Annotated in this window: 6 protein-coding genes, 1 tRNA gene and 1 other RNA gene; 3 read left to right on the top strand and 5 right to left on the bottom strand. The window is 71.0% G+C overall.

Annotated elements, in window-relative coordinates:
* The coding region (locus AC2W7A_RS06840) for a DNA polymerase III subunit gamma and tau (RefSeq protein ID WP_485990698.1) at window positions 1–1,198 on the bottom strand (1,198 nt) is incomplete at its 3' end.
* 80 nt (window positions 1,199–1,278) lie between these two features.
* Here AC2W7A_RS06840 and AC2W7A_RS06845 point away from each other — a divergent pair.
* Window positions 1,279–1,950: a malonic semialdehyde reductase gene (locus AC2W7A_RS06845; protein WP_485990700.1), complete on the top strand. Its 672-nt coding sequence runs from the start codon at window positions 1,279–1,281 to the stop codon at window positions 1,948–1,950.
* A 4-nt stretch (window positions 1,951–1,954) separates the two neighbouring features.
* Here AC2W7A_RS06845 and gluQRS read toward each other — a convergent pair whose 3' ends face one another.
* Window positions 1,955–2,968: a tRNA glutamyl-Q(34) synthetase GluQRS gene (gene gluQRS, locus AC2W7A_RS06850; protein WP_485990701.1), complete on the bottom strand. Its 1,014-nt coding sequence runs from the start codon at window positions 2,966–2,968 to the stop codon at window positions 1,955–1,957.
* A 59-nt stretch (window positions 2,969–3,027) separates the two neighbouring features.
* An RNA gene (ffs, locus tag AC2W7A_RS06855) (signal recognition particle sRNA small type) lies at window positions 3,028–3,124 on the bottom strand.
* 140 nt (window positions 3,125–3,264) lie between these two features.
* On the opposite strand from ffs, the gene AC2W7A_RS06860 reads away from it, so the two are divergent.
* Window positions 3,265–3,349: transfer RNA gene (locus tag AC2W7A_RS06860), tRNA-Ser, on the top strand.
* A 194-nt stretch (window positions 3,350–3,543) separates the two neighbouring features.
* Window positions 3,544–5,139: an alanine/glycine:cation symporter family protein gene (locus AC2W7A_RS06865; protein ID WP_485990702.1), complete on the top strand. Its 1,596-nt coding sequence runs from the start codon at window positions 3,544–3,546 to the stop codon at window positions 5,137–5,139.
* Window positions 5,140–5,248: 109 nt separating this feature from the next.
* Here the strand turns inward: AC2W7A_RS06865 and AC2W7A_RS06870 are convergent, their stop codons facing one another.
* Window positions 5,249–6,304: an isopenicillin N synthase family dioxygenase gene (locus AC2W7A_RS06870; RefSeq protein ID WP_485990703.1), complete on the bottom strand. Its 1,056-nt coding sequence runs from the start codon at window positions 6,302–6,304 to the stop codon at window positions 5,249–5,251.
* 184 nt (window positions 6,305–6,488) lie between these two features.
* Window positions 6,489–7,743 (bottom strand): hypothetical protein (locus AC2W7A_RS06875; RefSeq protein WP_485990704.1); only part of this gene is annotated, 1,255 nt, incomplete at its 5' end.

A 7,743-nucleotide genomic window follows, 5' to 3' on the forward strand; every position in this document is an offset into this window, starting at 1 on the left:
GCCGCCGTCGTCGGGAACAGAGCCGCCGGCGTACGCCAGGCGACGCTCCAGGGCCTCCAGGAAAAAAACGGGCGGACAGGCCGCGGTGCGTGTCATCCGAGGCGGGCAGCAGCAGGCGCGCCATGAGCAGCTCGAGGTGCAGGCGCGGGCTGGTGGCGCCGACCATCTCGGACAGCGCCTCGTTGGCGATGTCCGCCAGGCGGGAGAGCTCGGCACGGGACAGCTGTGCGGCCTGCGCGGCGAGGCGGCGCACCTGGTCCTCCGGCACGCCGTGCAGCACCACGGACGCCTGGTCCGGCATGGCGCGGGCGATCACCAGGTCCCGGAAGCGGTCCAGGAGGTCCTCCACGAACCGGCGCGGGTCCTGGCCGGACTGCACCACGCGGTCCACGGCCTTGAACACGGTCTGCGAGTCGTCCGCGGCGAGCGCGTCCACCACGTCGTCCAGCAGGGCCTCGGGGGTGAAGCCGAGCAGGTTCACCGCGAGGTCGTAGTCCACGCGGCCCTCGGCGGCGCCGGCGATCAGCTGGTCCAGCACGGAGAGGGTGTCACGGACGGAGCCGGTGCCGGCTCGCACCACGAGCGGCAGCACACCCGGGTCCACCTGCGTGGACTCCGCGGAGCACAGCTGCTCGAGGTACGCGATCAACGGCTCCGGCGGCACCAGCCGGAACGGATAGTGGTGGGTGCGGGAGCGGATGGTGCCGATGACCTTGTCCGGCTCCGTGGTGGCGAAGATGAACTTCAGGTGCTCCGGCGGCTCCTCCACGATCTTCAGCAGGGCGTTGAAGCCCGCCGAGGTGACCATGTGGGCCTCGTCGATGATGAGGATCTTGTAGCGGTCCCGCACCGGGGCGAACGTGGCGCGCTCGCGCAGGCCGCGGGCGTCCTCCACACCGCCGTGCGAGGCGGCGTCGATCTCCAGCACGTCCAGCGAGCCCGGGCCGCCCGTGGCCAGGTCTCGGCACGAGTCGCACTCGCCGCACGGGGTGGACGTCGGCCCCTGGGCACAGTTGAGGCAGCGGGCGAGGATGCGTGCCGACGTCGTCTTGCCGCAGCCGCGCGGACCGGAGAACAGGTACGCGTGGTTCACCCGGTCCTTGGACAGGGCGGTCCGCAGCGGGACGGTGACGTGGTCCTGCCCGATGACGTCCTCGAACCGGTCAGGGCGGTAGCGGCGATACAGGGCGGTGCTCACCCGTAGAACACTATCCGCTGACCCGGACACGGTGGAACGGGCCGGGAATAGCTGTGGACGGCGGTGGGGTTGTCCCCGGCATGACCCAGACCACCGCAGACCTGCACACCGACGCCGAGGACCACGCCCGCACGGCCGCCCCCGAGGACCCGGGCGCGCGCCTGGACCGTGAGGCCCTCGACGTCCTCTTCGAGGGATCCCACACCACCCTGCTCTTCACGGACGAGCCGGTGGACCCGGACCTGATCCGCCGCGTGTACGAGGACCTGCGCTGGGCTCCCACCGCCATGAACAACCAGCCGATGCGCCTCGAGCTGATCGCCTCCGAGGAGGCCAAGGCCCGCCTGGTGCCGCACATGGTCGCGTTCAACCGGGAGAAGACCCAGAAGGCCCCGCTGACGCTGATCGCCTCCTTCGACATGGACTGGCACCGCCACATGCCCCACCTCGCCCCGTTCCGGGAGGGCTTCGCGGAGGACGCCGAGGGCAAGCCCGAGATGCGCGAGTCCATGGGCCGCCCGAACGGCTGGCTGCAGATCGGCTACCTGATCCTCGCGCTGCGCGCCCACGGCCTGCAGGTCGGTCCCATGGCCGGCTTCGACGGCGACGGCATCGACGCCGAGTTCCACCGGGAGAACAGCTGGAAGACGCTCTGCGTGCTCAACGTCGGCCACGCCCCGGCCGACCACGAGAAGGCCCAGCAGCCCCGCCAGGGCCGCCTCGAGTTCGACCGGATCGCCGAGGTCCTCTGACCCCTCAGCCGGTGAAGGCGGCCTCGTCGAACACCCAGGACTCACGCGGGAGGGCCCGCGGATCGAACGCCGCGACCGCCGCCTCGAGCGGGCCGGCGGGCAGCCCGAGGGAGGTGAGCATCGCGTCCCGCACGCGCTTGCCGACCGCGGGCAGCTCCAGGCCGAGCGCCGCGCCGAGGTCCTCGAGGGTGACGGCACCGTCCCGCTTGGCCAGGCGCCGGCCCTCCGCGTTCACCACGAGCGGCACGTGCAGGTACTCGACGTCCGGGCAGGCCGTGCCCCGGGCGGCGCACAGCGCCTGCGCCAGCCACCGCTGGCGCGGCGCGGAGTCCAGCAGGTCGTCCCCGCGGACCACCTGGTCCACGCCCTGATCGAGGTCGTCCACCACCACCGCCAGGTTGTAGGCGTACGCGCCGTCGTTGCGCCGCACCACGATGTCGTCCACCAGGCCGGTGACGGTGCCGTGCACCAGGTCCTCGGCCGCGGCCTCCGGGACCTCGCCCGGGGCGAGGCCGGCGACCAGCGCGGCGTCCACGCGCAGCGAGGCGGGCCGCTCGGCCCGGCGGCGCGCACGGTCCTCCTCGGACATCCCGCGGCAGGTGCCCGGGTAGAAGCCCGGCGGACGCAGTGGTGAGGCGGAGGCGGAGGAGGTGCCGTCGTCGTGCTGTCCGGCCGGACCGTTCGGCGCGGACGAGGCCTCGGCGATGTCCTTGCGCGAGCAGTAGCACTCGTAGACCGCGTCCTCACCGAAGTGTGCGCGCAGCGCGGCCACCGCCTTCTCGTACAGGGCGGTCCGCTCGGACTGGCGCACCGGTTCGGCGTCCCACGTGATCCCGACGGCGGCGAGCTCGGCCAGCTGGGCCTGTTCGGCGCCGGAGCGCACGCGGTCCAGGTCCTCCACACGCAGCAGGAACGGACGGTCCGAGGCGCGGGCGGCGAGCCAGGCCAGCATCCCGGTGCGCAGGTTCCCCACGTGCAGCTGGCCGGTGGGGGAGGGGGCATAGCGACCGGCGGGCATCCGAAGGCCTCCTCGAGTGGGCGGTGCGGAGGCGCCGAGCGGCGCAGGAATCCGGGGAAGTCGAAGACCCCCCACGCACCTGCCAGAGCCCACCTACCCTTGCTACCTTCCGGTCCTGGGGGAGTTCAGCGAGATGACACCACGTGAGGGGCCGCGGACCACTCTAGCAGTGAACCCACGGGCGGGCGATTCGGGCGGCGACGACGGGGGAGGTGGCCGTTGATTGGCATCCAGGTGAAGGTGTGGTGTAAGCTCGAGTCTGCCCTTGACCGGTCCGCCGGCCGAGGGCGCGCCAAGGAGGATTCGCCTAGCGGCCTATGGCGCACGCCTGGAACGCGTGTTGGGTTCACGCCCTCGGGGGTTCAAATCCCCCATCCTCCGCGGAAGGAAGAGCCCCCTGACTTCGGTCAGGGGGCTCTTCGCATGCAGGGACATATAGTAGACGTGTGAGACGTGGCTCACGATGTGGCGTATGCTTCACCACCAGCCGGCCGTGTCCTGCCTCACAGTGAGTCCACTGATGTGGTCCGGGCCAGCCGGTGCACTCGCACTGTTCTCGAATCCCGGAGTCTCCCATGTCCTTCGAAGACCTCATCGGGTCGGCCAATGACGTCATCTGGTCGCTTCCCCTCGTGGGCCTCTGCCTCCTGGCGGGCGTCTACTTCTCCCTCCGCACCGCGTTCCTCCAGGTGCGCTGCATCCCGGACATGCTCGCCCAGCTCAAGCGCGGTGAGAAGTCCGCCGACGGCACCTCGTCCCTGCAGTCCCTCATGATGTCCCTCGCCGGCCGCGTCGGCATGGGCAACATCGGCGGCGTCGCCACCGCCATCGCCTTCGGCGGTCCCGGCGCCGTCTTCTGGATGTGGACGGTCGCCTTCCTTGGGTCCGCCACCTCCTTCGTCGAGTCCACCCTCGGTCAGATCTACAAGGAGAAGGACAAGGACACCGGTGAGTACCGCGGCGGCCCGGCCTACTACTTCGCCAAGGCCTACCGCCACACCAAGTTCGGCGGCGCCCTCAAGGTCTACGCGGTGCTCTTCGCGATCGTGACCGTGTTCGCCACCTCCTACTTCCTGCCGGGCGTGCAGGCCAACGGCATGGCCGCCGCGGTGAACGAGGCCTGGGGTGTGCCCCACTGGGTCGTCGCCATCGGTATGGTCATCACCCTGGCCTTCATCGTCATCGGCGGCCTGAAGCGCATCGCCGCCTTCGCCGTCCTCGTGGTGCCCGTGATGGCCGTGCTGTACATCATCATGGCGCTGATCGTGTTCTTCGTGAACTTCCAGCAGATCCCCGAGGTCTTCGGCCTGATCTTCTCCTCCGCCTTCGGTGCCCACGCGGTCTTCGGTGCCATCATCGGCCTCGCCATCCAGTGGGGCGTGCAGCGCGGCATCTACTCGAACGAGGCCGGTCAGGGCACCGGCCCGCACGCCGCCGCCGCGGCCGAGGTGTCCCACCCGGCCAAGCAGGGCTTCGTGCAGGCCTTCGCCGTGTACATCGACACCCTGTTCGTGTGCTCCGCCACCGCGTTCATCATCATCTCCACGGACATGTTCCACGTGTTCTCCGGCGGCTCGGAGAACTCGGACATGATCTACACCGGCAAGATCGCCGAGGACGTCGCCGTGGGCCCGGCCTTCGTGCAGAACGGCTTCGACACCGTGTTCGCCGGCTTCGGCCCGACCTTCGTGGCGATCGCCCTCGGCTTCTTCGCCTTCACCACCGTGGTGGCCTACTACTACATGGCCGAGGTCAACACCTCGTTCCTGGTCCGCAACATCAAAAGCGGCCTGGTGCGCCGCGGCGCCGTCCGCGTGGTGCAGGGCCTGATCCTCGTCTCCGTCGCCTACGGCGCGGTCGCCACCACCGGCGCCGCCTGGGGCCTCGGCGACATCGGTGTGGGCTCCATGGCCTGGCTGAACATCGTCGGCATCCTGCTGCTGCAGGGCCCGGCCCTCAAGGCCCTCAAGGACTACCAGCAGCAGAAGAAGGCCGGCCTGGACCCGCAGTTCGACCCGCGCAAGGTCGGCATCCGCAACGCCGAGTTCTGGGAGCTGCGTGCCGATGGCCTGGTGAAGCAGGGCATGACCGGCGAAGAGCTGGCAGCCCGTGCCGATGCCGCGGACGGCGCCCCGCGCCGCGACCACGAGGGCGGCTCGCACAGCGCCTGATCCCGGCCCGGTGACCGGCTGACCGGTCCACGGACCCCCGACGACGGCCACGTACCCGACCGAGGTGCGTGGCCGTCGTCTGTCTTCTGCTGGGCGTCCGCCCGGACTGTCAGCCCAACAGGTGCGGGTGGAACCTCTCCGTCACCTTCGGGTGGGCGCGCGCGAAGCCCTTGAGCATATTGGCGCCGAAGGAGGAGAGCATCGGGTTGTCCGGGTCGTCCGAGGCGCCGCGGGCCTGCGCTGCCAGCTCGGCCGGCAGCTCCACCGGCTCGATCACCGCATCGAGCCGCGGGGAGTAGAAGAACGGCACCGAGTAGCGGTCCACGCCCTCCGGCGGGGACTGCACGCGGTGGATGGTGGCCATGAGGTAGCCGTCCGTGGCCACCTCGAGCATCTCGCCGAGGTTCACCACCAGGGCGCCAGGGATCGGGTCCACGGGCAGCCACGCGTCCTGGCCGTAGGGGCGCACCTCCAGCCCGCCGACTTCGTCCTGCAGCAGCAGGGTGATGAAGCCGTAGTCCGCGTGCAGTCCCACGCCCTGGGCGCCGGCCTCGGCCACGCCGCCCACGTAGTGCGCGAGCTTGGCCATCCAGGCCCGGTCCTGGTCGAAGGCGTCGGCGAAGTGGTCCTCGTCCAGGCCGATGGCCACGCACAGGGCACCGAGCAGCTCCTCGCCCACCCGGTCCATCAGGGCGGTCCAGGCCATCGCCGTCTGCTCCAGCTGAGGCATCTGCTCCGGCCATTGGTTGGGGCCCTGCAGGTGCCAGTACTGCTCGTCTGCGCCGATCCGCTCCGCCGGCACCGGCTCGCGGTCAGGGGAGAAGTCCAGCTGCTCGCGGGAGTCCGGGCGGCCCTGGGTGCGCTCTGCGGCGATCGCCGAGTAGCCGCGCCAGTGCGGGGAGTTCTGGTTGTGCAGCGCCATCTTCTCCGCCTCGGGCCGGGCGAAGAAGTCGGCAGTGACCCGGAACAGGTCCTCCACCTGGCCCGGCTGCGCGCCGTAGCCGACGATCTGGAAGAACCCGACCGTGTGCGCCGCGTGCCTCAACCGCTCGAGGAACTCTGGGTTCCGGGAGCCGTCCGGCAGGCGGAGCGTGGACATGTCCAGGACCGGGACCTCCGTGGGAGCGGCCGCGGTGCTCGTGTGCTGTGCGGTGTGGGTGCTCATGGGCATCCATGAGACGCCCGCGGCGGGCCCCGGCGCACACCGTGTTGCGCCCCGTGAACGCCGGTGACGTCACGTGTACGCGAGTGACTCCGCGTGACGTGCTCTGAGCGGGCGTCCAGCGGACTGGTGCAGAGGCCGATTCCCGGCAGGGCCGCCCGCCGGCCGGATCAGCCCGCGGATCGGATCACCCTGCGGCCAGCAGGTCCCTGCGCGGCCGCTGCCTCCGGGAGAGGCGTTCGCGCAGGGTCCGCTTCCCGCGCCGGGCCGGGTCCTCGAAGGCGAGGAACGTGAGGACCTTGCCGAGCGGCCTGATGGAGCCCGGCCCCTTGCCAGCCACCAGGTCCCGGGTGGCCTGCTCCAGGATCGGGGTGTACGTCTCCGTGAGACCGTTGGCCTGCACCACGCGCTCGGCGCGGTCCACGAGGTCCAGCATCTCCGCAGGCAGGGGCCGGGCGTCCATCCCCCAGGCTGCGACCATCTGCAGCAGGGTCTCGGCGATGCCGCTGGTGACGTCGTCTGGGGTGCCGTAGGCGGTGACGTGCGGGATCTCCTCGTCCCGCAGCGGTCCGCGCACCTCGTCCAGGATGATCTCCAGTCGTTCCGCGTCCACGTTCTTCCGCGGCTTGTCGTAGCGGACACGGGCCGCCTCGGGCAGGAGCATGCAGGTCACCACATGGGCGATGCCGCTGTTGATGCGGGACTGGGACACCGCGCTCGTGCGGCGCAGGCGGTGCGGGAGCGAGCGCGGCGAGTCGGCGGTCGCGTAGATGGTCGCCATGAAGCGGCGCTGGGCCATCGGCGGGGCCGAGAGGAGGCTGGTGGCGGTGTACCTGCCCGCGTGCAGGGGCCCTCGGGTGAGGAAGTAGGCAACCTCGCTGCCGTCCGGGTGGTCCTCGTCCACGCCGAACCTGCGGCAGGTCTCCAGCAGCCGTTCGCCGAGCACGGCGCCGTTGACCGGGTCGAAGGATGCGAGCCCGTCGGCCAGTGCACGCGTCGTCCGCCGTCCGTAGCTCACCTTGAAGGCGTTCACCCCGTGCCCGGTGAGGGACAGGGAGCCCGGGGTGCCGCTGAAGGAGCGATACGTCTGGATGTGGGCGTGCAGGCCCATGCCGGACAGGTACCAGACGGCCATCGGATTCGGATACATGGTCCGGACGAACTCGGGCGCCTGGGGGTTGGGGCCGAGGGAGACGCCCTGGGACTCACAGACCTCCTGGGCGATCGTGCGGTCCAGGACCGCGGAGGGGGCCGGGGAGTTGGACGAGGTGAAGGTCGACTTCTCCGTGTCCGGATCCGCCCGGCGCATGGCGGCGAAGACGGCGCGCGAGTCCCCGCCGCCGGTCATGGACAGGCGCAGGCCGACGCCGGGGTGCTGGGCGGCCGTGCGGAGCGAGCCGACCAGGTGGCCGGTGGCCGCGCGGACGAGGCCCGCCCAGTCC

It is taken from the genome of Micrococcus sp. LASM2_SD2 (assembly GCF_057364565.1).

Excerpts from the sequence above, each read along its gene's own strand:
- AC2W7A_RS06870 (WP_485990703.1), bottom strand. The coding sequence starts at position 6,304 with ATGAGCACCCACACCGCACAGCACACGAGCACCGCGGCCGCTCCCACG.
- gluQRS (WP_485990701.1), bottom strand. The coding sequence starts at position 2,968 with ATGCCCGCCGGTCGCTATGCCCCCTCCCCCACCGGCCAGCTGCACGTG.
- AC2W7A_RS06845 (WP_485990700.1), top strand. The coding sequence starts at position 1,279 with ATGACCCAGACCACCGCAGACCTGCACACCGACGCCGAGGACCACGCC.
- AC2W7A_RS06865 (WP_485990702.1), top strand. The coding sequence starts at position 3,544 with ATGTCCTTCGAAGACCTCATCGGGTCGGCCAATGACGTCATCTGGTCG.